This window comes from Micromonospora sp. NPDC005194 (genome assembly GCF_040608335.1).
GTDB lineage: Bacteria > Actinomycetota > Actinomycetes > Mycobacteriales > Micromonosporaceae > Micromonospora.
Map to the genome: position 1 here is coordinate 264,913 of NZ_JBEXIA010000001.1, position 24,094 is coordinate 289,006.

The window sequence follows — 24,094 nt, forward strand, 5'->3', positions numbered from 1 at the left end:
GGCGGCGTTCCCGGGCGCTGGCTAGGCTTTCGGGGTTTGCCGTGGACCGGTCCGCCCGACTGTGCACACACGACGAAGAGCCGGAGCGACCGTGTCGCGACAGGACGTGAAGCAGGCCGCGGGGCAGCTCAAGCCCATCGGCCCGATCGTCGCGGTTGCGGTCCTGGTCGTGGAGGCCGGCTGGTTGGCCGCCGCGCTGCCCGGCGCCGCGCTGGTCAGCGACGTGGGCGCGCTGTTGGTGGCCAGCTGGGCGACCGTCGCCTGTGCCGGCGTGGCCCGTCGACACCCGGCCCCGCTGCGCCGATTCTGGACGCTGCTCGCGCTCACCATGGCGCTCGCCGCGCTGGGCCGGGCGATCTGGACCGCGCAGCGGCTGGTCGGCGGCGACCTGCCGCACACTCCGCTGGTCGGGGTGGTCTTCACCGCCGGCATCCTCACCGGCACCGCGGCGCTGCTCAGCTCGCCGTCCGGGCCCCGGACGGGGGTGGGGCGGGCCCGGACGCTGCTGGACGGCGTGATCGTCGCGCTGGCCCTGGTGCCGATCGGCTGGGTGCTGGTGTTCCGCGGGGTCGCCGCCGCCGAGCTGGCCGACCCGGCGCGCACGCTGGGGCTGCTCTACCCGATGTTCGACCTGATGCAGCTCACCATCCTGGTGGCGGTGGCCGGGCCGACGCGACCACTGTGGCGGCCGATGAGCGTGCTCGCGGTGAGCCTCACCATCCGGGTGGTCGCCGACGTCGTCTACGTCTCGCTGGTCGCCCGCGGTGACTACGCCGCTGGTCACCCCATCGACCTGTGCTGGCCGCTGAGTTACCTGCTGATCGGCCTGGCCACCGGGAACCGGCCGCCGCCGGACTGCGACGGCACCGACGAGACCGCGGAGTCGCCGCTGCCACCGTGGTGGCGGGTGGCGCTGCCGTACCTGCCGGTCGGTGGGGCGATCATCGCGGTGCTGCTGGCCCGCCGGCCCACCGGCCAGACCCCGCCGCTGGTCTTCGTGTCCATGATGGCGTTGCTCGCCGCTCTCGCCGTGCGTCAGGGGCTGGCCGCCAACGAGAACCTGCGCCTGGTGGCGCGACTGCGTCGGCTCGCGTACGGCGACCAGCTCACCGGCCTACCGAATCGGCTGCTGTTCAACAGGCTGCTGCGCCTGGCTCTGCGCGACGGCCGGCCGGTGGCCGTCCTGCTGCTCGATCTCGACGGGTTCAAGCAGGTCAACGACCGGTTCGGGCACGCCACCGGCGACACCCTGCTGACCGGCTTGGCGGCTCGGATGCGGACGGCGGTGGGTGGCGACGGCACCATCGCCCGGCTCGGCGGGGACGAGTTCGCGGTGCTGGTCGAGGGGGAGGGGCCGGTGTCGCCGGAGCGGCTGGCCGAACGTCTGCTGGACGCCCTGCGGCCCTCCGACGGTGACGAGGACGTGGGCGTGCACCCGTCGGCGAGCATCGGCATCGCCGAGTACGGGCCGCAGCACGCCTCGCACACCGACCTCCTGCGCGACGCCGACATCGCCATGTACGCGGCGAAGGCGGCCGGCAAGTCCGCGTACCGGACGTGCACCCCGGGCCTGCGCGAGTCGGCCGTGTCCCGGGCGGAGCTGATCGCCGACCTGCGCCGGGCCGTCGACGAGGAGCAACTGCACCTGGAGTTCCAGCCCATCGTCGACCTGTCCAGCGGCGCGGTCCGCAGCGCCGAGGCGTTGGTGCGCTGGCGGCACCCTCGGCTCGGGATGCTGCCGCCGGCGAAGTTCCTGCCGCTGGCCGAGGAGACCGGGCTGATCCTCCCGATCGACCGCTGGGTGATCCACGAGGCGTGTCGGGCGGCGGCGACCTGGCGGGCCCGCGCGCCGGAGGCGACGGTCGCAGTGAACATCGCCGCGGCACACCTGCGCCGGCCCGACCTGATCGCCACGGTCACGGCGGCCACCGCCAGCGCCGGGCTGGCGCCGCGCGCGTTGACGCTGGAGTTGACCGAGTCGGCGTTGATCGAGGGGACCGACGCGGTGCTGGAACGGCTGCACCAGCTGCGGGAGCTGGGCATCCAGATCGCCATCGACGACTTCGGTACGGGCTACTCGTCGTTGAGCTACCTGCACCGCATCCCGGCCACCGAGCTGAAGATCGACCGGTCGTTCGTGGCGCGGCTGGGCACGGACGACCGGGCGTACGCCACCGTGGAGATGGTCACCCGGCTGGCCGGCGCGTTCGACCTGGCGGTGGTCGCCGAGGGCGTGGAGACCGAACGCCAGCACGACGCGGTCACCGCGATCGGCTGCCCACGCGGCCAGGGCTATCTGTACGGGCGTCCGGACAGCCCCGCCACGGTGGGTCAGAATCGGGCTTGACCCTGACGTAACGGCAGGCGGGAGTCTGGTTCCCGGAAGGGAGGGGAACCATGGCGTACACGGTGGGTCAGGTGTCGAAGATCGCCGGCGTGACGGTACGGACGCTGCACCACTACGACGAGATCGGCCTGCTCTCGCCGAGCGGCCGGACGCCGACCGGCTACCGCCGCTACGACGACGCGGACCTGCAGCGGTTGCAAATCGTCCTGTACTACCGCGAGCTGGGTTTCCCACTCGAGGAGATCACCGCGATCATCGACGACCCGGCGGCCGACCCGGCCGCGCACCTGCGCCGACAGCACGAGCTGCTGACGGTACGGATCAAGCGGTTGCAGGAGATGGTCGCGGCGGTCGAGTTCGCGATGGAGGCGAGCAAGTTGAACATCCAACTCACGCCGGAGGAACGGTTCGAGGTCTTCGGCGACTTCAGGCCGGAGGAGCACGAGGCCGAGGCGGAGCGGCGCTGGGGTGACACCGACGCGTACCGGGAGTCGAACCGGCGGGTCGCCGGCTACCGCAAGGACGACTGGCTGCGGCACAGGGCCGAGAACGAGGACTGGGGCCGGCGGATCGTCGCGCTGCTGGCCTCGGGCGCACCGGCGGACGGCCCGGAGGCGATGGACCTGGCCGAGGAGCACCGGCAGCTCATCAGCCGCTGGTTCTACGAGTGCTCGTACGAGATGCACACCGGGCTGGCCGACATGTACCTGGCCGACGAGCGGTTCACCGCGTACTACGAGAACATCGCCCCCGGCCTGGCCGCGTACCTGCACGAGGCGATCCACGCCAACGCGATCAGCCGCGCCTGATCGACGAGGTGGCCGGCCGGAAACGGCGGTCGGTGCGGTCCGGCTACTCTGGCCGGACCGCACCGCGGTACGCGTCGATCGGCGACCGGCCGGCGGGCGCGCCCCGCTCAGGGGAGATGACCGTGCAGAAACCCAAGCTGGTCGCCGTCGGCGCTGTCCTCGTCGTGGCGGTCGCGGCCGGCGTGTGGGCCCTGGTCGCCGCCGGTGACGAGCCGGACGCGGGCCGCCCGTCCGCCGGCACGTCGACCGCGGCGACCGGCGCGGCTCCGGCCCCGACCGATCCGGCCGGTGTGCTGGTCGCCGCCGCCGCGAAGGTCGACGAACAGCCGTACCGGTTGACGGTGGGCAGCGGCGGGACGGCCGAGGGGGACACCACGGTGCTGGTGTGGGACCCGAAGGCGCGACGCGGCACGGAGACCACCTCGCTCAAGGTGCCCAACGGCGAGGTGAAGATCGAGCGGCTGAGCACCGGTCCGGACGTCTACGTGCGGGTCAGCGCCCCGGACCGCCGGATCCCGGTCTGGGACGGCAAGACCTGGTGGCACGTCGGCAGGCCGGGTCGGCCGGTCACCAACAAGGGCCTGGACAACACCCGGCTGGCCAGCACGCTGACCGCGCCGGCCGCCGTCCGCCAGACAGGCACCCGGGAGTACGCGGGCACGCTGGACCTGCGCGACAGCGCCGCCGTCCTGGGCGGCGGGATCGGCGGAGTGCTCGGCGACCGGGCCGCGAAGGTGCCCTTCACCGCCAGCGTGGACGAGCAGGGCCGGTTGGTGCGTTACCGGATCGAGCTGGCCACCGAGCAGGAGAAGACGGCTCAACTCGACCTGACGTACTCGGATTTCGGGCTGCCGGTGACGGCCGATCCGCCGGCGGCCGACCTGGTCGGGGAGGACCCGCCGGCGAACATCCCCGGCGCCTGACGCCGGTTCACTCCTCCACCGATCCGTCGCTCGGGGTGACCAGGAAGTCGTAGACGGTCCGGGCCATCCGGCGGACGGTCTCGTCGCCGGTCGCCATCGGGCCGGCGGTGAGGAACGCGACGGCGGTCTCGGTGCCGGGGATCAGGTAGTAGCCGACGTCGTGGGAGGCGTCCGGCAGGTCGCCGGTCTTGTGGGCCACCGGAACTCCGGGTGGCAGCGCCGCCGGGATCTTGGTGGTCAGGGTCTGCTCCCGCATGAAGCCGATCATCAGGTCGCGGGAGGCCGGAGTGAGGATCTCGCCGTCCCAGACCGCGCCGAGCAGCGACACCACGTCGTCCGGGCTGGTGTAGTTCTCCTCGCCGCGCTGGGCCGCCGCGCTGTCGAGCATCCGGCGGGCCAGGATGGTGGACCGCTGGTTCATCGAGTCGATCAGCGCGTTGACCGGGGCGAACCCGCCCAGGTAGGTGATCAGCACGTTGGCCGCGACGTTGTCGCTGTACTTGATCAGGTACCGGGCGAGCCGGTACAGCGTGACCACCTGCGGGAACGTCTCGAACTGGAGCTGGCCGGTGCCGCCGACCACGTCCGCCGGGGTGACCAGCACGCCGTCGTCGAGCGAGACCTGTCCACAGTCGACCCGGCGCAGCAGCTCCACCAGGATCCACAGCTTGATGACGCTGGCGGCCTTGGGGCGCAGCGCGCCGTTGACCGAGACCTGCTGGTCGCCGTACCGGCCGGACAGGTCCCGGACGGTGGCTCCGGACGGGTTGAGGCTGGCGTCGGCGACCACCCGGGCGAGCTGCCCGCTGAGCGGGAACAGCCGGGCGCCCTCGACCGGGTCGGTGGGTGGCTGCGGGCTGGTGACCACCACGCCGGTCAGCTCCACCGGCTGAGCCTGCGGCCCGGACACCACGAGCGTGCCCGCGCTGCGCCCGATCAGCGGCACCCGGTAGCGGAAGCTCCTGCCCTCGACGGTGACCTCGCCGCTGGCCACCCCGGCGGCGACCCGCATGTCCGGATCGGCGACCCGGCCGGTGTCGCCGTCGCAGGCCCGGTATCGCACGGTGTGCCCGAGCGAGTCCACCGCGAACGCACCGCCGGGAAACGACAGCCAGGACACCTCACTGGTCGGCGCCCGCTCCGGCGCGGGCTCCACGCCCGGCTCGTCGCTGCGCCCGCCCCCGTCCACCGGCCCGTTCCCGTCGGCTGGTCCGCCGTCGGCCGGTCCGTCGTTCCCCGCCGGTCCGTCGTTGGCTGGCTCGGTTCCGTACCCCGGCGTGCTCTGGCGGTCCGGGCCGGGGCCGTCGGCGGTGGCCGGCCCGGTCGTCGCGACGACGACCAGCGCGACCGCCGCCGCCAGCCACCCGAGGGATACGTGGGGGTGCGGCGCGAACAGGGAAGATGAGTGCTTCTTGTCGCTTTTTCTCACGTTTGCACGATAAGAAGCGTGGGAGGCGGATGGGGCGGACGGGACCGCCGTCACCCGTCCGGGCGCCGATGTCCCCGGGAGCGACATACCTCAGAGGTATAAAGATGACTCTGCGGTATCAGGGGCATCAGCGATACCCGGCCCGGGGAGGCACCTATGTTGATCATTGCCGGCAGTCTGCTCGTCGAGCCGGACGCCCGCGACGACTACCTCGCTGGTTGCCGGCAGGTCATCGAACAGGCCCGCGCGGCGGCCGGCTGCCTCGACTTCCTGCTCGCGGCGGATCCACTCGACCCGGGCCGCATCCACGTCTTCGAGCGCTGGGAGTCCCCGGAGCAGTTGGCGGCGTTCCGCGGCGCCGGGCCGAGCGACGCCCAGACGGCGGCCATCCTCGACGCCGACGTGCACCGTTACCTGATCTCCGGCGTCGAGGCGGCCTGACCCCGCCCCGGGCGCTACACCAGCAGATCGAGCAGGAGTACGCCAGCGAAGCCGACCACCGAGATGAGCGTCTCCATCACCGACCAGCTCTTGATGGTCTGGCCGACGGTCAGGCCGAAGTACTCCTTGACCAGCCAGAACCCGGCGTCGTTGACGTGCGAGAAGAACAGCGACCCACAGCCGATAGCCAGTGCCAGCAGCGCCACCCCCGGCCGGTCCAGGGTCGCGGCGAGCGGTGCCACGATGCCCGCCGCCGTGATGGTGGCGACCGTCGCCGAGCCGGTGGCCACCCGGATGCCGACCGCGACCAGCCAGCCCAGCAGCAGCGGCGAGAGGTTCGCGTCCTTGGCGGCGTCGGCGACCAGGTTGCCCACCCCGGCGTCCACCAGCACCTGCTTGAACCCGCCGCCGGCCGCCACGATCAGCAGGATGCCGGCGATCGGGGGCAGCGAACCGCCGAGCACCGAGGAGACCTGGGACCGGCTGAATCCGGCCTGGTAGCCGAGGGTGAACATCGCCAGGATCACCCCGGCGAGCAGCGCCACGATCGGCGTGCCGACGATGTCGAGCGTCTTGCGGCCCGCCGTGCCCTCGTCCAGCGTCAGCTCGCCGACCGCGCGGAGCAGCATCAGCACCACCGGCAGCAGCACGGTGATCACCGCGGGCCAGAACGCCGGGGTACGCCGGGCGGTCTCCGTGCCGCTGTCGTCCACCGGCTCGCCCGGTTGACCGCCGCCCGGGTTGACGAGATCGTCGTCGGTGAGCAGGTCACCGTCCACATCGCGCCGGTCCGGCGCCCCGGCCGTGCCCGTCGTTCCGGCGGTGCCTGTCGCTTCGGCTGTGCCCGCGGGGGTGGCGGGCTGGCGGCGGGTGGGCAGCAGTGCGGCCGGCGCGGTCGCCGGCACGTACCGGGCGATGAAGTTGCCGAAGACCGGCCCCGAGATGATCACCGTGGGGATCGCCACCAGCAGGCCCAGCCCGAGCGTCAGGCCCAGGTCGGCGTTGAGCGACGAGATCGCCACCAGCGGGCCGGGGTGCGGTGGCACGAGGCCGTGCAGCACCGAGAGGCCGGCCAGCGCCGGGATGCCGAGTTTCATCAGCGGTACGTCGGTCCGCATCGAGACGAGCAGCACGATCGGCACCAGCAGCACCACGCCGACCTCGAAGAAGAGCGGCAACCCGATGAGCGCCGCCACCCCGGCCATCGCCCAGGGCAGCGCGCGGCCGGACACCCGGCCGACGACCCGGTTGACGATGCCGTCCGCGCCACCGGACTCGGCGAGCAGACCGCCGATCATGGCCCCCAGCGCGATCAGCAGCCCGACGCCGCCGACAGTGGTGCCGACGCCACCGGTGAACGAAGTGATCATCTTGTCGGGCGCGACGCTGGCGACCACGCCGAGCACCGCCGCGCCGAGGATCAGCGACAGGAACGGGTGGACCTTGGCCCAGGCGATCAGCAGCACCACGGCGACGATGCCGAGCAGCGCGGCGACGACGAGTTGGCCGTCGCCGGCGGTGGTGACCGGCTCGGCCGGCGCAGCGAACGAGGCCGGCGCGGTGAGCCAGGCCGGCGTGGCGAGGGAGGTCAGCGGTTCGGCGAGGGCGAGGGGTGGAAGCACGGCGATCACGACCTTCGGGACGGGGGTCGGCCCTGGGCGGGGCCGGCCGAAGGGCCTACATCGGTGGTCCTGCGGGGGTGGCCGGCTCGGCGGGCAGGCCGGGCGCCAGCCGACGCATCGACGTGAAGGTGGGCACCAGCGCGTCGTACAGCTCGGCGAAGAGCGGCAGCAGCGCCGCGTACGTGGCGGCGGCGGCCGGGTCGGGGCGGATGACCTCCTCGATGCGGACCAGGTCGGCCGCCACGTCGATGCTGGGGATCAGGCCCAGCGCCTGCATGCCGAGCAGCGCGGCGCCGAAGCTCGACCCCTCGCGGCCGGCCGGGAAGCTCACCGGCATGCCGAGCACGTCGGCGAGCATCTGCCGCCACAGGCCACTGCGGGCGAAACCGCCACCGGCCCGGATCTCGCGGACCTCGTTGCCGGCGGCGCGCACGGAGCTGAGCACCAGAGCGAGCTGTTGGCAGACCCCCTCCATCGCGGCCCGGACGAGGTGTTCGCGGCGGTGCCCGTGGGTCAACCCGACGTACGCGCCGCGGGGCAGCGCGCTCCAGTGTGGAGCGCGTTCGCTGTGCAGGTACGGCAGCATGATGAGCCCGCCCGAGCCGACCGGGGCGCGGGCCGCGAGGGCTACCAGTTCCTCCTCGGGGTGCTCGCCCAACTCCGGCGCGAGCGCCGCGCCCGCCCACTTGAGGACGATGCCGCCGTTGTTGATCGCGCCGCCGACCGCCCAGCGATCCTCGGTCAGCGCGTAGCAGAACACCCCGCCCAGCGGGTCCACGCCGGGGCGTTCGACCATGACCCGCATGGCGCCGCTGGTGCCGATCGAGCAGGCCACCATGCCGGGGTGCACCGCGCCCAGGCCCAGGTTGGCCAGCGGTCCGTCACCGGCGCCGACCACCACCGGGGTGCGCGGCGGCAGGCCGAGGTCGGTGGCGGCCCGCGGGGCGAGGCCGGGCAGGACGGCGGTGGTGGCGACCAGTTGGGGCAACTGCTCCTCGGTGATGCCGGCGATGGTCAGCGCCTCGGTGTCCCACTCGAGGGTGTGGATGTTCATCAGGCCGGTGGCCGAGGCGATCGAGTGGTCGGTGACCAGTGCGTCGCAGAGTCGCAGCAGCACCCATTCCTTGATGCCGACCCAGTGCGCGACGCGCTCGAAGAGCTTGGGTTCCTGCTCGGCGAACCAGAGCAGCTTGGGCAGCGGCGACATCGGGTGCATGGGCGTACCGGTGCGTCGGTGCAGGGCCAGCCCGGACGGCACGGCCCGCAGCCGCTCGGCCTGGCGGGTGGCCCGGGAGTCGGCCCAGGTCACCGACGGCGTGAGCGGGTTGCCGGCCGCGTCGAGCCCGATGAGGCTGTGCATGGCGGAGCAGAAGGCCAGGCCGGAGACCGGAACGGTCAGCTCGGTCACCACGGCCCGGATCGACTCGACGACGGCGGCGAGGATCACCTCCGGGTCCTGCTCGGCGTACCCGGGGTGCGGGTCGTCGAGGGGGTAGGCGGCGGAGTGGCTGGCGAGCAGCCGCCCGTCGGTGTCGTACGCCATGGTCTTGGTGCTCGTGGTGCCGATGTCGACCCCGACCACCACACCGGGCAGGGTGTCTGGCGGCATGACCCTCACCCCCTCCGTGCGGGCGGTGCGGCGGCGTCGCCACCCGGCTGCGGCTGACGTTACCGAGACAGCGACCGCCCCGCACGACACGACGGAAGGTGAATCGACGCAGCAGTATCGCCCTATCGTCCGGGTTGCTCCGCCATTCGGATAGTTCGCCCGTCCTGGCGTGTCCCGGCCGACCGTCAACACTGTTAATCCGAGTGCACCCCGGATTGGTGGCCTGCGCGGCGAAGGAGTCGGCGTGGCAAAGACTGAATCGACGGGTTCCACATGGCGGTACCGCTGGGCGCAGCGGCAGAACGTGCGGCGGGTCAGCACGTACCGCGGCGCGGAGACGGCCTGGCGGCGACGCGACGACGAGTTACGGCGGCTGCGCGCCCTGGCCGCCGACTTCCAGGGCTCCGCGGCGGCCGGCGCGGGCCTCCCCCTTGAGCTGGTCGACGACGAGGTCGTGCTGTGGGCCCTGCCCGCCGCGCAACTGGTCGAGGTGCGACACACGACGGTGCTGCCCGCGCCGGACCTGACGGTCGCCGCGCCGGCCGCGCCGCTGCGCCCACGCCGGCCCGACGGCGTTCGCGTCACCGATGCCGGCATGGCCGTCATCACCAGCCGTCGGCTGGTCCTGCTCGGCGGACGCGGCCGGCGCGACTGGGCGTACGGCCGGATGACCGGCCTGGCCCACGACCCGGCGGCGCCGGTGACCCTGATCCAGGTGCTGGACCGGCGGCGTACCTCCGGATTGTTGCTGCCCACCGACGCGGCGGCGGACTTCCGGTTCAAGCTGACGCTGGCCTTCGCCGACGCGATCGAGCAGCGCGCCGCGGTGCTCGCCCAGCTCGACGAGCTGATCGCGGAGCACGACCAGCTCAAACCGTTCCGGCCAGCGGTGACCACGCCGGCGCAGGCCCGGCTCTCCTCGCTCGTTCCCGGTGGCCGTCGGACCATCGCGGTCGCCGCGGGCATCGCCCTACTGGTGCCGGCGGCGCTTCTCGACTCGAACCCGTCGGGCCCGACCCGCGGCGCGGAGGTCGCGGCGGCGGCCACTCCGGCGTCGACCCCCAGCGCGCTCCCCGCGCTGCTGCGCCCGGTGTCCCCGCCGCCCGCGCGCACCACCGCGCCGAAGCGGCCGTCGTCGCCGCGCCCGTCGTCCACCGCGACCGCCGGGCCGCGCTGCGGCGCGCCGGAAAATCCCCTGGGGTACGACTTCTGTGCCGGAACCCGGATCCGCCGGCCGGCCGCCGAGGTCTGCGACTGGTTCGACTGCGTGCCGCAGTTCTGGGCGGGCCGGGGCTATCTGGTGCAGTGCCGGGACGGCTCGGTCAGCCTTGCCGGTGGCCGGGCGGGCGCGTGCGCCGAGCATCGAGGCGTCCGGCGGACCATCACTCAGTAACGTGATTTGGGGGTTATTGTCCGCTTCGGTCGGCCAGAATGATCGGGTGGAGATCCGGTCCGATGATGGTGCCCGGGTGCGGATCCGCCCGGTCGGCTACCAGCCTGGCATCGACCCGCCCGACGATCCCGAGCGGGCCGCGCCGGGATGGCAGGACTGGCTGCTCATCGAGGTGGACGCCCGCACCGCCGACGGCCAGACCTGGTCGCACCACTACCCGAGCCTGATGGTCGAGGAGGCCCGCGCGCTGGGCAGTTGGCTGCACGGTCAGGCGACGGCGGCCGGCGGGCCGACCCCGCCGCCGGCGATGGTCCGCTTCACCGAGCCCAACCTGGCCCTGCGCACCCGGGCGATCCGCCGCCGTCGGCTGGAGTTGACCGTCGAGTTCTCCGCCGAGTCGCTGCCCCCGTGGATGCGCCGGCCGACCAATGCCGTCTATCCGCTGGTCCTCACCGTCTCCGCGGACGCCCTCGCCGTCGCCGCCGACCAGTGGGCCGGGCACTGCGAGGCGTACCCGCCGCGTACCCGGTCGCGGTTTCCGGCCGACGGCCCACTGCTCGGCCCCCTGCCCCATCGGCGGCGCGCGGGCTGACTGGAGTACGGTGATCCGCGTCAGCGACGAGAAGGAGGTGAGCCCCGTGAACACCAGTTGTCACGTCTGGGCGCCCTTCTCGTCCGTCCCCCTCAGCTGACGTCTTCGCGTCGGGGAGTGCGCCCTCCTTCATCGGAGGACACATGTCTGTTTCACCGTTCCGCATCGACGTCTCCGATGCGGTCCTCGACGACCTGCGGGCCCGACTGGCCCGTACCCGCTTCACCGACCGCAGCGGCGACCGACCGTGGCAGGGCGGCACCGATCCCGACTACCTGCGGGACCTGGTGTCCTACTGGCACGACGGGTTCGACTGGCGTGCCCGTCAGGCGGCGCTCAACGCGTACCCCCAGTATCTGGCGCTCGTCGGCGGCCGGAAGCTGCACTTCCTGCATGTCCGCGCGGCCCGCCCGGCCGGTACGCCCGCGCCGCCGCCGTTGCTCCTCAGCCACGGTTGGCCCAGCAGCTTCGTCGAGATGCTGCCCCTGGTCGACCGGCTGACCAGCCCTCTCGGTGGCGCGTTCGACGTGGTGGTGCCGTCACTGCCCGGCTTCGGCTACTCGGAGCTGCCCGACGTGCCGCTGACCCGGGCGGTCCTCGCCCGGACGCTGCACGAGTTGATGACCGACGTGCTCGGCTACGAGCGGTACGGCGCCTTCGGCGGCGACATCGGCGGTGTGGTCACCGGCTGGCTCGGTGCCCGGTATCCGGAGCAGGTGGCCGGCATCCACATGATCCATCCACCGTTCCCGGCCAGCTTCGACGACCGACCGCCCTCGGCGGCCGAGCGGGCGTTTCTGGACGCCGAGTCCACGTACGACGAGACCGACGGCGGCTACAGCGCCATCATGGGCACCCGGCCGGACACCCTCGCGGCGGCGCTCGCCGACTCCCCGGCCGGGCTGGCCGCCTGGCTCGTCGACAAGTACCGGGACTGGAGCGACAACCGCGGCGACCTGTCGAACAGCTTCGACACCGACACGCTGCTCACGATCATCACGCTCTACTGGGTGACCGGCACGATCGGCTCGTCGTTCCGGCAGTACGTCGACTTCGGCCACAACACCCCACGGCCCGACATCACCGTGCCCGCCGCGTTCACGGTGAGCACCGAACCCTCGCAGGCCAACTTCCCGCGGGAGATCGCCGAGCGGGCCTGCACCGACATCCGGCACTGGAGCGAACCCGGCCGAGGCGGGCACTTCATGCCGCTGGAGGAACCGGACCTGCTCGCCGCTGAGCTGAGGGACTTCTTCACCTCGCTGCGCTCGTAGGGCTGCCGCTGCCGTCCTGATCGGCGGCTGCTCCGGTTCTCTGCCGGAGCAGCCGTCGCCGCCCGTCAATTCTCTCCTTTCGGGCGCAACGGGAGACATCGATTCGACGAGCGTTGCCTGTCACGTACGTGAGCGGTTGTACCGCGTGTGACCGTGACCGCACTGCTGGCACCTCCCTCCTGGCGGCTCGCCTGGGCCGAGCGCGAGAACAAGCGGCGTCAGCGCGCGTACCGCGACGCCACCGCCGCCTGGCGTCGACGCGGGGACCACCTGGTCCGGCTACGGATCGAAGCCGCCGGGTTCCTCGGGTGTACGCAGCCACGCACCGGCCTCCCCGTCGACCTCGACGTCGACGAACTCGTCTTCCGGGTCGTACCCGTCGCAGAGCTGGTCGAGGCGGAGGCCCGGCACGTCGCCGGCCTGCCCACGCCCGGCGGCTGCGCCTTCACCGAGACACCCGACGCGGCCCTGCCGGCGGGCCTGCGGAGCGTCGACAGTGGCATGGCCGTCGTGACCAGCCACCGCGTGGCCTTCGCCGGCCGCGAGCACCGGCGCGAGTGGCGGTACGCGGACCTGCGCGGCGCCGCCCACCACCCCGGCGTGCCCGTCACCCTGCTGCACGACGACGGCCGACTCTCCGGGCTGCTGGTCCCGGCCAGCACCGCCGTGAACGTCCGCTTCTATCTCACCCTCGCGGCTGCTTCGGCCGCCGGGGATCGTGCCGCCGTCACCGCGCAGCTCGACGCCCTGCTGGCCGCGCACCAGGCATCCCCGCCCGTGCCGCTGCCGGCGGTCGGGCCGGCCGACGCGCCGCTGACGGCGGTACGCCCCGACCGCCGGGCGCTCGCCGTCGCCGCCGTCGCGGCGGTGGTGTTCGCGGCGCTGGGCCCCGGTGCGGTCGGGCCGTCGCCGACCGGTCCGATGCGGCGAGCCGAGGCGGCCACGATACGGGATGCCGGATCGAGGGCTCCGCTGCGGACACCCGTTGCCCTGACAGCGCCGCCGGCCCTCGTGGTCAAGCCGGCGTTCGTGGTCGAGTTGGTGGGTCCTCCGGCGGCCGGTCCACCGCTCCCCGCTGCCGCCTCCTCCGTGGTCGCGGTGCCTTCGACGTCGCCGGCCGCCGTTGCCGTCCGTTCGGCGTCGCCCGCTGTCGCCGCCGTACCGTCCGCGTCGCCAGCCGTCGCTGTCACCCCGTCGGCGTCGCCGACTGTCGAGGCGACGCCGGCGCCTTCAGGCCCTCCCACTCCGTCGCCCGGCACGACGCCGACGGACCTACCCACCGTGTCGCCGTCGTCCGCACCCACCGCGACGCCCGATCCCGCACTGCTGACCGTTTGCCTGGATCCGCTGTTGCCGCTGGTGGAACGGCTGCTCTGCCCGCCGCCCGAGCCGTGATCCCCGAAGCCGTTCCGCCCGTGACCGTCGCGCCGGTCTCCGCGTGATCGCCGTGCCGTTCTTCGCGCGACCGCCCTGCGATTCTGCCCGTGACCGCCGCCCCATGCCGGTCCGCGCCCGCCGTCTCGGCCGGCGCTGGTCAGATGAGGTCGCGGGCGCCCGGCCCGGTGACGCCGCACCGAGATCTTGGACAGTTTCCGTTAGCAGCTAACGGAAACTGTCCAAGATCTCCGATCGCAGGGGTCAGGTCGCGGTGCCGAAGTCGGGGAGGGCGAGGGTGCCGTCCGGGCCCAACGCGAAGCCGGGGTTCCAGGCGATCTCCCAGACGTGACCGTCCGGGTCGGCGAAGTAGCCGGCGTAGCCGCCGTAGAACGTCTCCCGCGCCGGCTGGGTCACCTCGGCCCCGGCCTCGCTCGCGGTGGCCATCACCTCGTCGACCTCCGCGCGTGAGCGGACGTTCTGGGCCAGGGTGATTCCGCCGAAGCCACCCGTGTCCGGGTTGGGGACGTCCGCGTCGGCGGCCAGCTTGTCGCGGCTCCACAGGACGAGGGCCAGGCCGCCGGCCTGAAAGAAGACCGTCCCCTCGACCTCCTGGCCGCGCCAGCCGAGGCGCTCGTAGAACGCCTTGGCGCGTGGCAGGTCCGAGACACCGAGGGTGATCAGGCTGATCCGCTGCTCCATCTTCGTAACCTAACGCGGGATCCTTCGGCAGCCGGCCCCGACGTTGCCGGTAGACCAGAGCAATCCAATGTATCTACAATCATCGCTGTTAACGCTCACACTCGTCCCAGTGCTGAGGCAGTGACGCCGTGCCGATGTGACGATCGGCGCGCGCCGGGTGAACGCCCGGCAGCCGGCGGCTGCTCGGTCCGGCCGGCCCCGCTCCCAGACGGTTGCCGGCTGCCCGTGGCGGCCCCACCGGTCGGCCCATGCCCTCGGCCAGCTCGACCAACCCAGGGGAGAAAGCTATGCGAACGAGGGCACGATGGCTCGTAACGCTCGCCGCGCTCGGTGTCGTGGTCGCTTCAGTGGTGACACCCACCGGGCCGGCCAACGCTGAATCCAACGGCGGGGTGCGGGTAATGCCGCTCGGCGACTCCATCACCGAGGGCACCCAGGTGCCCGGCGGGTACCGCATCGGGCTCTGGCAGCGTCTCGCCGCCGGTCGGTACACCGTGGACTTCGTCGGGTCGCAGTTCAACGGGCCGGCCAGCCTGGGCGACCACGACCACCAGGGGCATCCCGGCTGGCGCATCGACCAGATCGACGCCAACATCGTCGGCTGGCTGAACACCCAGCGACCGCAGACCGTCCTGCTGCACATCGGCACCAACGACATCCTGCAGAACTACAACGTGAGCACCGCGCCGAACCGGCTCTCCACGCTGATCGACCACATCACCAGCACCGTGCCCACCGCCGAGGTCTTCGTGGCGCAGCTCATTCCGCTCTCCAACAGCGGCCAGGATGCGGCCGCCCGCACCTTCAACGCGGCGATCCCCGGCATCGTGCAGAGCAAGGTGAACGCCGGCAAGCGGGTGCACCTGGTCGACATGCACAGCGCTCTGACCACCGCCGACCTGATCGACGGCGTCCACCCCACGGCCGGCGGCTACGACAAGATGGCCGCCCGCTGGTACAGCGCGTTGCAGTCGGTCCCCGGAAGCATCGGCAACCCGAGCAGCGGCGGCGGACAGACCACCACGATCGTGGGCACCCGGTCCGGCAGGTGCGTCGACGTCCCCGGCTCCTCCACCACCAACGGCACCCAGGTGCAGTTGTGGGACTGCCACGGCGGCACCAACCAGCAGTGGACCTACACGTCCAGCAAGGCGCTGACCGTCTACGGCAACAAGTGCCTCGACGCCGCCGGCTACGGCACCTCCCCGGGCACCCAGGTCACCATCTACGACTGCCACGGCGGGACGAACCAGCAGTGGAACGTCAACGCCAACGGCACCATCACCGGAGTGCAGTCCGGCCTCTGCCTGGACCCGTACAACCAGGGCACCGCCAACGGCACGAAGCTCGTCCTCTGGACCTGCACCGGCCAGGCCAACCAGCAGTGGAGCCGCAGATGAAGCAGCCAACACGATGGCTGACGGCCGCGCTCGCGCTGGTCCTCGGCCTGGCGATGGCGACAGCGACACGGGACGCGGCCGCCGCGGACAGCCCGTACCAGCGGGGTCCGGATCCGACCCCGGCCAGCGTCGCCGCCACCCGCGGCCCGTTCGCCACGACACAGGCGACCGTGCCCGCCGGCAATGGCTTCAACGGTGGGTACGTCTACTACCCGACCGACACCAGCCTGGGCACCTGGGGTGCGGTAGCGATCGTTCCCGGCTACTCCGCCCTGTTTGCCAACGAGGAAGCCTGGATGGGCCCCTGGCTGGCGTCCTTCGGCTTCGTGGTGATCGGCATCGAAACCAACAGCCGCACCGACGGCGCCGACGCCCGCGCCACCCAGCTGCTCGCGGCACTGGACTACCTCACCCGGACCAGCCCGATCCGCAACCGGGTCGATCCCAACCGGCTGGGCGTCATGGGCCACTCGGCGGGCGGGGCCGGAACCCTCCTCGCCGCCCTCCGGCGGCCGACCCTGAAAACGGCGGTCGGCCTCGCACCCGGCACCCCCGGCAACAACCTGAACATGTCCACCACCCAGGTCCCCACCATGCTCCTGTCGGGACAGAACGACGGCACGGTCACGCCCTCGTACGTGCAGGGCATCTACAACACCCTCCCAGCCGGTGTGGAACATGCCTGGGCCGAGCTGGCCGGCAACGACCACCTCTCGTTCACCAGGTCGAACCCCACCGAGATGCGACTCCTGATCCCCTGGCTCAAGACGTTCCTGGACAACGACACCCGCTACACCCAGTTCCTCTGCCCACTGGCCGACAGCACAGGCGTCTCCCGGTACAGCGCCACCTGCCCCCTGGTGCCGCCGGACGGGCCGACGTCACCACCCACGTCCGGCCCGCCCACGTCCGCCCCACCCACGTCCGCCCCTCCGACCACGAGTGCGCCGACCACGCCACCGCCCTCTGGCGCCCCCTGCGCCGCGACCTACCGCACCATCAACTCGTGGTCCGGCGGCTTCCAGGGCGAGGTGACCGTGACCGCGGGCACCGCCGCCATCAACGGCTGGACCGTCCGGTGGAACCTGAGCAGCGGTCAGAGCATCAGCCAGGTCTGGAACGGCACCCTGAGCACCAGCGGCTCTACCGCGACGGTCCGCAACGTCTCCTACAACGGCTCGCTCGCCCCGGGCGGCACGACGAGCTTCGGCTTCCTGGGCTCGGGTACGCCAGCCGCCGTGTCACCGACCTGCGCGAGCCCGTGAACAGCCGTCCGGCGCGGGTGTCGTGCCGCGCCCGACCGGTCCTGTCGTTGTGAGCGATATACCTGTGAGTCATCTCTATGACTCACAGGTATATCGCCTATTGAGGCGACGGCGGCCTGACGACAGTTGAGCCGCGTCGTGCGGCTGGAAGCAGAGCCAGCGGTTGATTGCCGCGCCTCGGTCAGCGTCACGTGACGGACGCCTCCTGTGGGGCAGGGTTAGGCGGCGATCGTGCGGGCGGTGGCGTAGACGTCGGCGGGTAGGGCGTGGTGGAGCCGCCAGAGAATTCGCATCGGCCGGTCGCCGGTGTGCGACTCGTACGTCATGGTGCCGGCGTAGAGATACGGCGGCGCGCCCAGGTCGCGGTCGGCGATCCGGGTCTCCCGGACGAAGAGGTGCACCGTCGAACCGCCCGACGTGTAGCGCTGCCCTGTCGCCGAGGCCGCAGAGGTGGTGCTCTGCGACTCCCACTGGAACAGCGTGTCGGTGATGGCCCGGTCGGCGTACATGGTGGTGGGGGAGTAGTGCGCCTCCGACTTGACCAGGGTGACGAAGAACAGGTCGGCCTGGGCGTCGGGCAGCCACTTCACCCCCTCGCGCAGTGAGCCCGGGTTGGCCATCCCGAAGGCGGCACACGCCTCGTTGCGGCTGTACCGGGCGTGCACCCGCAGCGGCATAGCACCCGGGGCAGCAGTGGGCGTGACCCGGTGGATGCGATCCCGCAGCACCTCGGCGACCTGCCGCAGCTCGGTGCAGCGCGCCGGCTCCTTCCACAGCCGCGCCAGCCGTTCGTCGCGAGTGGCGAGGGGTGCGTTCGGTCCCCAGAGGCTGAAGTGCAGCATGTCCAACAGTCGGCTGTTTCCCGCGTACACCTGCTGACCTGGCGCGGGCGGACCGGCTGCGACCCGGGTCAGCAGCTCCAGCCGGTCGGTGTCGTCGGTGTGCAGCATGCGGCCGATGGCCCGGCCCAACTCCCGGTCATCCGGGCCGGGCGCGGACGTCTCGATGCCGGCGAGTCGGCGCAGACCGGTCCAGCCGCCGATGCTGGCCGACCGGTACACGTCCTCGATCTCCAGGCCAGTCTCGCGCAGGTACGTCGCCAGGCTGACGTCCCCGAGCTGCCGCAGCTCGGCCACCAGGCCGGCCTTCGAGGTGGGCAGCGCACTTTTCAGGTTGGCGAGCACCACCTCCTTCGCCACGCGGTCCAGCTCGACGTGGCAGCCGCTGGGCAGGCTCGGGAAGTCGTCGCGGACCGCCTCGGTGATGGCCCGCCGACTCACCCCGGTCAGGGCACGCCACCGCAGGTCGAAGCGGAAGTTGGCGTGCTGCCCGCCGATGAAGTCGAGCACCGTGAGGCAGGGCTTGTCGTCGTCCAGGCGCAGGCCGCGGCCGAGTTGCTGTAGGAAGATCGTGGCGCTCTCGGTGGGCCGCAGCATCAGGATCGTGTCGACCATCGGCAGGTCGACGCCCTCGTTGAACAGGTCCACGGTGAAGAGCACCCGCAGCTTGCCCGCCTTGAAGTCCCGCAACAGCCCTGCCCGGTCGGTGCCGGCCCGCGAGGTCACGGCCGCCGACGGCACGCCGTGGTCTGTGAACCAGGCGGCCATGAACTCCGCGTGCCCGATGCTCACGCAGAACCCGAGCGCCCGCATCCGTCCGACGTCCACTTTGTCGCTGACCGCGCGCAGCACCGACCGCGCCCGAGCGTGGTTGCCGGTGTAGAGGCCGTCCAGCTCCGTCGGGTCGTAGCCCTGCCCGCGCTTCCACGCGACCTGCGACAGATCCACGTCGTCGTGCAGCCCGAAATACTGGAACGGCGCCAGCAACTGCCGCTCCAACGCGTCCCACAGGTGCAGCTCAACGGCCGCATGACCGTCGAACCACCGGCGCACGTCGGCGCCGTCGGCCCGGTCGGGGGTCGCGGTGAGACCCAGGAGTACGCGGGGACGCAGCCGCTCCAACAGCCGCGCGTACGTCGGCGCCTCCGCGTGGTGGAACTCGTCGACGATCACCATGTCGTACGCCTCGGGGTCGACCTCGCGGCGGTGCAGCGACTGGATGGAGGCAAAGACGTGCTTCCAGCCGTTCGGCCTCTCGCCCGCGACCAGGATCTCGCCGAAACTGCCGTCCCCCATGACCTGCCGGAACGTCGACAGGCTCTGCCGCAGGATCTGCTCCTGGTGCGCGACGAAGAGCAGCGAGTCAGCCTTCTTGCTGCGGTGCAGCCGGCGGTAGTCGAGGGCCGCGACGACGGTCTTGCCGGTGCCCGTCGCCATCACCACGAGGTTGCGCCAGCGCCCGTGCACCAACCGCTCGGCGTCCAGGTCGGCCAGGATCTCCGCCTGATACGGGTACGGGCGCACGTCCAGGTTCGAGATCTCGGTCGGCGCGCCTTCGCGACGCTCCCCGGTGAGTGCGTGCCGCAGCCGCTCGGCGTCCCGTTCCGGGTCGTACGCCTCGAACGCCGGATCGTTCCAGTAGTCCTCGAACGTCGCTGTGAACGTGTCGATGACGTGCGGCTGCTCGATGTTCGAGATGCGGACGTTCCACTCGACGCCGTCCACCAGCGCGGTCTTCGACAGGTTCGACGAGCCGACGTAAGCCGTGGTGGTGCCGTTGTTGCGGCGGAACAGCCACGCCTTGGCGTGCAGGCGGGTGGTCCTCGTCTCGTACGACACCTTGATCTCAGCGCCGAGCTCTTTCAGCCGGTCGAGCGCTCGCTGATCTGTCGCGCCGAGGTAGGTGGTGGTGATGACGCGGACTTTGCCGCCTCGGGCGATCAGGTCGCGGATGGCTGGCTCGACGATGCGCAGGCCGTACCACTTGATGAACGCGCAGAGCAGATCGACGCTCTCGGCCGACGCCATCTCGTGGTTGACCTCGTGGCCGATGCGGGGTTGGTGACGGCCGTTGACCAGCAGCGCGCCGGTGGAGAGGGGCGTGGTGGGGCGCTGCGGGAAGGTGGGCTCCGCGGGTGGGGTTGGCGGGGCGGCGATGGCGTGGAGCAGGTGCTTGGCGTCGGTTACCTGGTCGTCCTCGGTCGCCGCCTTTGGGCTCAGGGTGGCGATGGCGTCGGCGATCTGGTTCGCCAGGGCGACCTGGTGGTGGAGCTTGTCGTCGCCGCCGGGGACGGACTGGAGGGCTCGGGCAGCCAGGGCGGCGATGTGCCGGGCGAGAGTGTGGTGGGCGTCGGCGGGGTCGAGCTTGTGGTGCTGGATCAGGGCGGGATCGACGTGCTGGAGGCGGGTGGCCAGCTCACGGGTGATCAGGTGCTCGTACACACCCCGCTCAAGATCCGTCATTCCGGCAGCCTAACCACACGACCCGTCTATGGGTGGGGGCGGCGTTCAGTCGCAGAGGCATAAGTTGCCGTGGCATTGCCGAGGTCGCCTCATCCGAGTGTCGTCTCAAGCACCCCGCAACGCGGGGAGCAGTCCGACCGATTGCAGGCGATCGTGAGCCATCTCGATATGCGTGGGCGTGAAGAGCCGGGCTTTGCGGCCGCTCCAGGCACGAACCCGCTCAATCAACTCGTCCAGATCGGCGGTCGGCGGATGCGATGCCGCTGCGTAGTGCACGGTTGCCAGCAATTCCAGGCTGTATGGTGCCTCGAACCCGTCGGTCAACAGGGCCAGTTGATCCAACGTCTCGGTCGGCGCCGCGGCGTGGGCCCGGCACCAGTCTGCAACGGCGTCGGCAGCGCCTGGCGTCAGTCTGATGGGCTGCAACTCCTCGACCCGTGCCGAACGGTCGCCGAAGCCCGTCAGATAGTGCCCTTCGAGACGGTCCAGCACATAGTTGAGGCTGTCGGCGTATGGGCCGTATCTGCCGCGGCTGAACTCCAGACGCAGCGGTTGCCCCAGCACCTGGAGGAAATAGGCGATCTTCTGAATCTCCAAGACGGTGACGCCATCGCGGGGTTCGAGTCGTCGTGCCCGGCAAAGGTAGCGGTCGATCGCCGAGACGAGGGTGACACGACCCGCGAAAAGATCTGGATCGTCTGCTGCTTCTGCCATAGATCAGTCCAGCTCACGCTCGTATGCAGGTGTCCGAACCAGGACATCGAAGGTCGGCGCGTTTTCCCAGCCCGGCTGAAGTTTGGTCACCTTGGTCCAGCCCCAGGAGCGGTACGCCGTCTGAGCGGCGGCATTCTCGGGACGGACCAGCAGTGTGGCTCGGCGCTCTTCCTGGGCTGCCAACAACTCGTCGTGCAGCGCCGCCGCGATGCCCCGACGTCGCCACGCCGGGTGGACCATCAGCTCGCTTATCGCGAACGTGCGTGTCCCGTCCTCGTCGGTGAAACCAGGCGGGACAGGGTCGTGGATGCCCTCCCACCATCGCGTCTCGGGTGGAAGTGGAAACCCGTAGATGTAGCCGACCAGGCTGCCGTCCACCTTGGCGGTGACCAGCTCCCACCCCGCCCGCTGCATGTGCAGGTCGAGCTGACGCCGGTAGCGGTCCTCGCTGTGGAACTCACCTCCGCCCGCGTAGACCTCCAGATAGAGGCCCACGAGCTGATCCAGAATCTCCTTGGCCTCTTCGGCATTGTGATGGCGGAGCTGCACGCCCTCCATCACACGGTGACCGCTCGGTCGTAGGCGTCGACGAACTGGCGGGTCGTTGTGTTGGCATCCCGCCGGGCTGCCAGGTTCGCGCGCACCTGCGCAAGGTGCTGGCTCACCCGCTTGGAGCTGATCTGGCGCACCGCCGGCAGAACATCCAATGCGATACGCGCCGCCTGGTTCACGTCGCCTTGCTGGCACGCCGCTTCCGCGAGGCGCACTGTGTAGTAGACCTCGTTCCGTCGGTGGTTGGGTGACGGGTTATCGGTGACTGCGCGCAATGACTGAGCAGCCCGCTCAGGCCTGCCGAGGGCTAGATAGGATATCCCCTCGATTCCGTTGACCTCCTGCGCGTTCACGAAGTGAACGAAACCCTCGTCATCCTCGTGTGCGCCGTGGTCCAACGCTTGCCGCGCTTTGGTCATCTCCCGGTTGAACCCGCTTGCGTCTCCGAGCACGGCATAGGCATGTGCCCTGCGTAGGTGTAGCAACGTGATGAGCCGAGGCGTGGCCCAACCTGCGGAGACACGTAGGGCTGCGTCTGCGCAATGCAGCGACTCACCAGGCTGGTCCTCCCGGATCAACAGAGAGAGATGTGCGAGAGCCCGGACCTCGACGCGCGGGTCGTCCGCGATCCGGGCACGAGCGATTGCCTCGTTGAGGAAGGGCCTTGCCTCAGATCTGCGGCTGGCATCAATGGAAAGCCAGGCTGATTCGATGGAGAGATCGGCCAGTGCGCTCTGGAGCGCTTCGCTGACTTCTCTGCTGTAGCTCGCCCGCGCGGCCCAGGCTGACAGCGTGGTGTGAGCGTGAATCGCCACATCACAGAGCAGGTCGGCGCCGGCCAACGCGTCCGCCTGTCGGAGGTCGTCAACCAGAGAGCTGGCTAGCTGCACCTGTTCCATACCGATGTACTTGGGCACGTCAGAGGTTCCTGCGAGCAGGTAGCCGTGGCCCGCCGCGGCGAGTCCCGTGAGCGCGGCCATGACGTTGAAGCGTCGCCGATCCGTAGCGCCACCCCCTCGGGTCGATGCCTCCTTCACGGTATCCGTGTCGGTCGGCGGACCAATGTGATCGAGTATCCGGCCGGAAGACGGATCGTCCGTTCCCATCTCCAGTACGCGGATGTCAGCACGGTAAGGCTGGTCGGGCAGGCCGAACCAGAGAAAGGATGCCGGTATCCGGAGGAGTTGCGCCCAGTGCGTCAGCCGGTCCAGGTGCACCAGCGGCGACCCGTTCTCCACCCGACTCAACTGCGCCTGCGTGATCCCCAGCCATGCCGCCACCACGGTCTGCGGCAGGGCGACTCGACCGTGGTACGGATGGCATCGGTACGCCCGGATCACCCGCCCCAGATGCCGCTCGGCGAGGGCCCGCCGTATCGGCTCGTGCTCCCAGAAGCTCGCCGGCACCACCGGCGGAGCGCTCAGCCGGTCCCGCTCGGCGACCTGGCACGGCGTACACCGGCCGGTGTCGTTGTCCCGGGCCAGTCGACCGCCGCACCGGGGGCAGTTCGAGTGAGTCACCGGCGGCTCCATCCATCTCGCGTCATCGAGCCCATCCATTGAACCCGTTGAGTGGGGGCGCGGTATACGCAGCGCGCATATCAATGCCCATCGCCACCCGCTATGGCCTGGTGACTCGACAGTCGACAGGGTTCAAGAGCGCCGAGCCATTCGCACCGCCTCGATGACTGCGCTCCACCGACTCGGCCCGTGCGCCGGGCTGAGCACTCTCCCGTCGGCGACGGCAACGCCGGCACCGCGCAGCACCGCCACGTGAGCGGCGTACGCCGGGTGGGCGGCCAGCTCTGCCTTGACGTGTGGAAAGGCGAGGATCGGTAGGCCCGCGCCCAGTGACTCGTTGAGGACGCCGAGCGCCAGCGTGTCGTTGATGCCCAACGCCCATTTCGTCACCGTGTTGAAGGTGACCGGCGCGGCCACCACTACATCGGCCGGTGGGTGCGGTTCGGGGTCGCCGGGCATGCGCCACTCGACGCGTACGAGATAACCGGTCTTGTCTTGCAACGCCGCTCGGTCGAGCCATGGCGCGGCGGTGGGGCTGACGATCATGCACACCTGCCACCCGTCGGCGATCAGCAGGTCGACCAGCTCGTCGATGTGCTCCGCGGGGCCGGCCGCGCAGACGACCAGATACAGCACCGGACGTTCCGTCATGCCCGCAGTCTGCCCGACTCGACCCTCGCGTAGTCGACCGCATACGTAGCGCGCATGCCGCCGACGATCACCTTGACATGCCGTCGTGCCTGGTCAACGGCGAGGGTCGACGCATGGCCCGGGGCGGGTGCTGGCTCCGGAGCTGCGCCGGCCCTCAACGGCGCAGTCCCGCACC

The 24,094-nt window shown here is 71.1% G+C and carries 19 protein-coding genes; 10 read left to right on the forward strand and 9 right to left on the reverse strand.

Annotated features, from left to right (window positions below; translation table 11 throughout):
* Positions 1–91 precede the first annotated feature (91 nt).
* The 3 genes from ABZU53_RS01250 (at position 92) to ABZU53_RS01260 (ending at position 4,079) form a co-directional block, all read left to right on the forward strand.
* Positions 92–2,347, forward strand: coding sequence for an EAL domain-containing protein (locus ABZU53_RS01250; RefSeq protein WP_355063118.1), 2,256 nt, complete (start codon positions 92–94; stop codon positions 2,345–2,347).
* Between the two features lie 50 nt (positions 2,348–2,397).
* Positions 2,398–3,156, forward strand: coding sequence for a MerR family transcriptional regulator (locus ABZU53_RS01255; protein WP_354863253.1), 759 nt, complete (start codon positions 2,398–2,400; stop codon positions 3,154–3,156).
* A gap of 122 nt (positions 3,157–3,278) precedes the next feature.
* Entirely contained in the window at positions 3,279–4,079 is an 801-nt protein-coding gene (locus ABZU53_RS01260) for a hypothetical protein (RefSeq protein WP_355063120.1), read from the forward strand.
* A 7-nt stretch (positions 4,080–4,086) separates the two neighbouring features.
* On the opposite strand, the gene ABZU53_RS01265 is transcribed toward ABZU53_RS01260, so the two are convergent.
* Entirely contained in the window at positions 4,087–5,508 is a 1,422-nt protein-coding gene (locus tag ABZU53_RS01265) for a serine hydrolase (protein ID WP_355063121.1), read from the reverse strand.
* 156 nt (positions 5,509–5,664) lie between these two features.
* On the opposite strand from ABZU53_RS01265, the gene ABZU53_RS01270 reads away from it, so the two are divergent.
* Complete coding sequence (locus tag ABZU53_RS01270) at positions 5,665–5,949, forward strand: antibiotic biosynthesis monooxygenase (protein WP_354855893.1); 285 nt, start codon at positions 5,665–5,667, stop codon at positions 5,947–5,949.
* 14 nt (positions 5,950–5,963) lie between these two features.
* Here the strand turns inward: ABZU53_RS01270 and ABZU53_RS01275 are convergent, their stop codons facing one another.
* Positions 5,964–7,541 (reverse strand): SLC13 family permease, encoded by a 1,578-nt coding sequence (locus tag ABZU53_RS01275; RefSeq protein WP_355063229.1) that lies wholly within the window; start codon positions 7,539–7,541, stop codon positions 5,964–5,966.
* 85 nt (positions 7,542–7,626) lie between these two features.
* Positions 7,627–9,180: a gluconokinase gene (locus ABZU53_RS01280; RefSeq protein ID WP_355063123.1), complete on the reverse strand. Its 1,554-nt coding sequence runs from the start codon at positions 9,178–9,180 to the stop codon at positions 7,627–7,629.
* 244 nt (positions 9,181–9,424) lie between these two features.
* On the opposite strand from ABZU53_RS01280, the gene ABZU53_RS01285 reads away from it, so the two are divergent.
* From ABZU53_RS01285 to ABZU53_RS01300, 4 genes are all read left to right on the forward strand, one after another.
* Positions 9,425–10,573 (forward strand): hypothetical protein, encoded by a 1,149-nt coding sequence (locus ABZU53_RS01285; RefSeq protein ID WP_354855891.1) that lies wholly within the window; start codon positions 9,425–9,427, stop codon positions 10,571–10,573.
* Between the two features lie 46 nt (positions 10,574–10,619).
* Positions 10,620–11,165 (forward strand): hypothetical protein, encoded by a 546-nt coding sequence (locus ABZU53_RS01290; protein WP_355063125.1) that lies wholly within the window; start codon positions 10,620–10,622, stop codon positions 11,163–11,165.
* A 143-nt stretch (positions 11,166–11,308) separates the two neighbouring features.
* Entirely contained in the window at positions 11,309–12,439 is a 1,131-nt protein-coding gene (locus ABZU53_RS01295) for an epoxide hydrolase family protein (RefSeq protein WP_355063126.1), read from the forward strand.
* 153 nt (positions 12,440–12,592) lie between these two features.
* Complete coding sequence (locus tag ABZU53_RS01300; RefSeq protein ID WP_355063128.1) at positions 12,593–13,834, forward strand: hypothetical protein; 1,242 nt, start codon at positions 12,593–12,595, stop codon at positions 13,832–13,834.
* A gap of 243 nt (positions 13,835–14,077) precedes the next feature.
* Here the strand turns inward: ABZU53_RS01300 and ABZU53_RS01305 are convergent, their stop codons facing one another.
* A complete protein-coding gene (locus tag ABZU53_RS01305; RefSeq protein ID WP_355063130.1) occupies positions 14,078–14,515 on the reverse strand; it encodes a VOC family protein in 438 nt (145 codons plus the stop codon).
* Positions 14,516–14,802: 287 nt separating this feature from the next.
* On the opposite strand from ABZU53_RS01305, the gene ABZU53_RS01310 reads away from it, so the two are divergent.
* The gene (locus ABZU53_RS01310) at positions 14,803–15,915 is read left to right on the forward strand and encodes a ricin-type beta-trefoil lectin domain protein (RefSeq protein WP_355063132.1); all 1,113 of its coding nucleotides are present in this window, start codon (positions 14,803–14,805) and stop codon (positions 15,913–15,915) included.
* Positions 15,912–17,180: a cellulose binding domain-containing protein gene (locus ABZU53_RS01315; protein WP_355063134.1), complete on the forward strand. Its 1,269-nt coding sequence runs from the start codon at positions 15,912–15,914 to the stop codon at positions 17,178–17,180. Before ABZU53_RS01310 ends, ABZU53_RS01315 begins: the two co-directional genes overlap by 4 nt.
* A gap of 218 nt (positions 17,181–17,398) precedes the next feature.
* Here the strand turns inward: ABZU53_RS01315 and ABZU53_RS01320 are convergent, their stop codons facing one another.
* The 5 genes from ABZU53_RS01320 to ABZU53_RS01340 form a co-directional block, all read right to left on the reverse strand.
* Positions 17,399–20,482 (reverse strand): DUF3427 domain-containing protein, encoded by a 3,084-nt coding sequence (locus tag ABZU53_RS01320; RefSeq protein ID WP_355063136.1) that lies wholly within the window; start codon positions 20,480–20,482, stop codon positions 17,399–17,401.
* Positions 20,483–20,587: 105 nt separating this feature from the next.
* Entirely contained in the window at positions 20,588–21,196 is a 609-nt protein-coding gene (locus ABZU53_RS01325) for a hypothetical protein (protein ID WP_355063138.1), read from the reverse strand.
* A 3-nt stretch (positions 21,197–21,199) separates the two neighbouring features.
* Complete coding sequence (locus ABZU53_RS01330) at positions 21,200–21,754, reverse strand: GNAT family N-acetyltransferase (protein WP_355063139.1); 555 nt, start codon at positions 21,752–21,754, stop codon at positions 21,200–21,202.
* Positions 21,754–23,268: a hypothetical protein gene (locus ABZU53_RS01335; RefSeq protein WP_355063141.1), complete on the reverse strand. Its 1,515-nt coding sequence runs from the start codon at positions 23,266–23,268 to the stop codon at positions 21,754–21,756. Before ABZU53_RS01335 ends, ABZU53_RS01330 begins: the two co-directional genes overlap by 1 nt.
* A 132-nt stretch (positions 23,269–23,400) precedes the next feature.
* A complete protein-coding gene (locus ABZU53_RS01340) occupies positions 23,401–23,919 on the reverse strand; it encodes a flavoprotein (protein WP_355063143.1) in 519 nt (172 codons plus the stop codon).
* Positions 23,920–24,094 lie beyond the last annotated feature (175 nt).

What these genes read in the sequence shown, in the direction of transcription:
- ABZU53_RS01325 (WP_355063138.1), bottom strand. Translation starts at nt 21,196, where the DNA reads ATGGCAGAAGCAGCAGACGATCCAGATCTTTTCGCGGGTCGTGTCACC.
- ABZU53_RS01315 (WP_355063134.1), top strand. Translation starts at nt 15,912, where the DNA reads ATGAAGCAGCCAACACGATGGCTGACGGCCGCGCTCGCGCTGGTCCTC.
- ABZU53_RS01280 (WP_355063123.1), bottom strand. Translation starts at nt 9,180, where the DNA reads ATGCCGCCAGACACCCTGCCCGGTGTGGTGGTCGGGGTCGACATCGGC.
- ABZU53_RS01255 (WP_354863253.1), top strand. Translation starts at nt 2,398, where the DNA reads ATGGCGTACACGGTGGGTCAGGTGTCGAAGATCGCCGGCGTGACGGTA.
- ABZU53_RS01270 (WP_354855893.1), top strand. Translation starts at nt 5,665, where the DNA reads ATGTTGATCATTGCCGGCAGTCTGCTCGTCGAGCCGGACGCCCGCGAC.
- ABZU53_RS01340 (WP_355063143.1), bottom strand. Translation starts at nt 23,919, where the DNA reads ATGACGGAACGTCCGGTGCTGTATCTGGTCGTCTGCGCGGCCGGCCCC.
- ABZU53_RS01310 (WP_355063132.1), top strand. Translation starts at nt 14,803, where the DNA reads ATGCGAACGAGGGCACGATGGCTCGTAACGCTCGCCGCGCTCGGTGTC.
- ABZU53_RS01305 (WP_355063130.1), bottom strand. Translation starts at nt 14,515, where the DNA reads ATGGAGCAGCGGATCAGCCTGATCACCCTCGGTGTCTCGGACCTGCCA.
- ABZU53_RS01320 (WP_355063136.1), bottom strand. Translation starts at nt 20,482, where the DNA reads ATGACGGATCTTGAGCGGGGTGTGTACGAGCACCTGATCACCCGTGAG.
- ABZU53_RS01330 (WP_355063139.1), bottom strand. Translation starts at nt 21,754, where the DNA reads ATGGAGGGCGTGCAGCTCCGCCATCACAATGCCGAAGAGGCCAAGGAG.
- ABZU53_RS01295 (WP_355063126.1), top strand. Translation starts at nt 11,309, where the DNA reads ATGTCTGTTTCACCGTTCCGCATCGACGTCTCCGATGCGGTCCTCGAC.